The sequence below is a fragment of the Pseudoalteromonas sp. APC 3224 genome (genome assembly GCF_030407535.1).
Classification (GTDB): Bacteria; Pseudomonadota; Gammaproteobacteria; order Enterobacterales; family Alteromonadaceae; genus Pseudoalteromonas.
Genome location: NZ_JASDDF010000076.1, coordinates 1 through 989, shown reverse-complemented (window position 1 = coordinate 989; position 989 = coordinate 1). Strand labels below are relative to the sequence as shown.

At 36.0% G+C, this 989-nt stretch carries 2 protein-coding genes; both read left to right on the top strand.

The genetic code is table 11. The features are described 5' to 3' along the window. The coding region (locus QL989_RS19100; RefSeq protein ID WP_024601998.1) for a copper resistance CopC family protein at window positions 1-339 on the top strand (339 nt) is incomplete at its 5' end. A 245-nt stretch (window positions 340-584) separates the two neighbouring features. Continuing rightward, window positions 585-932 carry a copper resistance CopC family protein gene (locus QL989_RS19095; RefSeq protein WP_010558032.1) on the top strand — a complete coding sequence of 116 codons (348 nt, stop codon included), beginning with the start codon at window positions 585-587 and terminating at the stop codon, window positions 930-932. Window positions 933-989: the final 57 nt, after the last annotated feature.

The following is a 989-nucleotide window of genomic DNA, read 5'->3' as shown; positions in this document are numbered from 1 at the left end:
CTAATTAAATTTTTAACCGTAATCAGTGTCGTTTTTAGTAGTGCGGTATTTGCGCATGTGCATCTTGAAAAAAGTGTGCCTGCTGATAATGCAATGCTAATGAATCCTCCAGAAGAGTTAACTTTGGTGTTCAACAAAGAGGTACGGGTTGTAAAAGTTTCATTGGCCAATAAACAAGGCGAAGAATTTAAATTTGGATTCGAGCCTTCTAAAGTCGCTACTAGCAAATTTACATGGAAACTACCTAAATTAGCTCCTGCAAACTATGCTGTGGATGTAACCTTCTTAGGTAACGATGGTCATAAAATGAAACATAGCTTCGGCTTTATGGTTCACTAAAATAGGCGGTGTGATTGATATGGAAATGTATATCTGGAATACAGTCATTGTACTGTCTAAAATTGTATTTTACGTCGGCTTTGCCTGTATTGCTGGTTATACATTTTTCAGGCAAATATTTGAGAATAATGAATCTCATACTAATGCTGTAATAAGGAGCTTTCTAAGGCGGAGCTAAAAAGTAATGCTTAGCGAAGTTAAGAAACCATAAATAGCAATTTCAACAAACTAAAATAGAGGTAAATATGAAAAAGCTAATTAAATTTTTAACCGTAATCAGTGTCGTTTTTAGTAGTGCGGTATTTGCGCATGTGCATCTTGAAAAAAGTGTGCCTGCTGATAATGCAATGCTAATGAATCCTCCAGAAGAGTTAACTTTGGTGTTCACCAAAGAGGTACGGGTTGTAAAAGTTTCATTGGCCAATAAACAAGGCGAAGAATTTAAATTTGGATTCGAGCCTTCTAAAGTCGCTACTAGCAAATTTACATGGAAACTACCTAAATTAGCTCCTGCAAACTATGCTGTGGATGTAACCTTCTTAGGTAACGATGGTCATAAAATGAAACATAGCTTCGGCTTTATGGTTCACTAAAATAGGCGGTGTGATTGATATGGAAATGTATATCTGGAATACAGTCATTGTACTGTC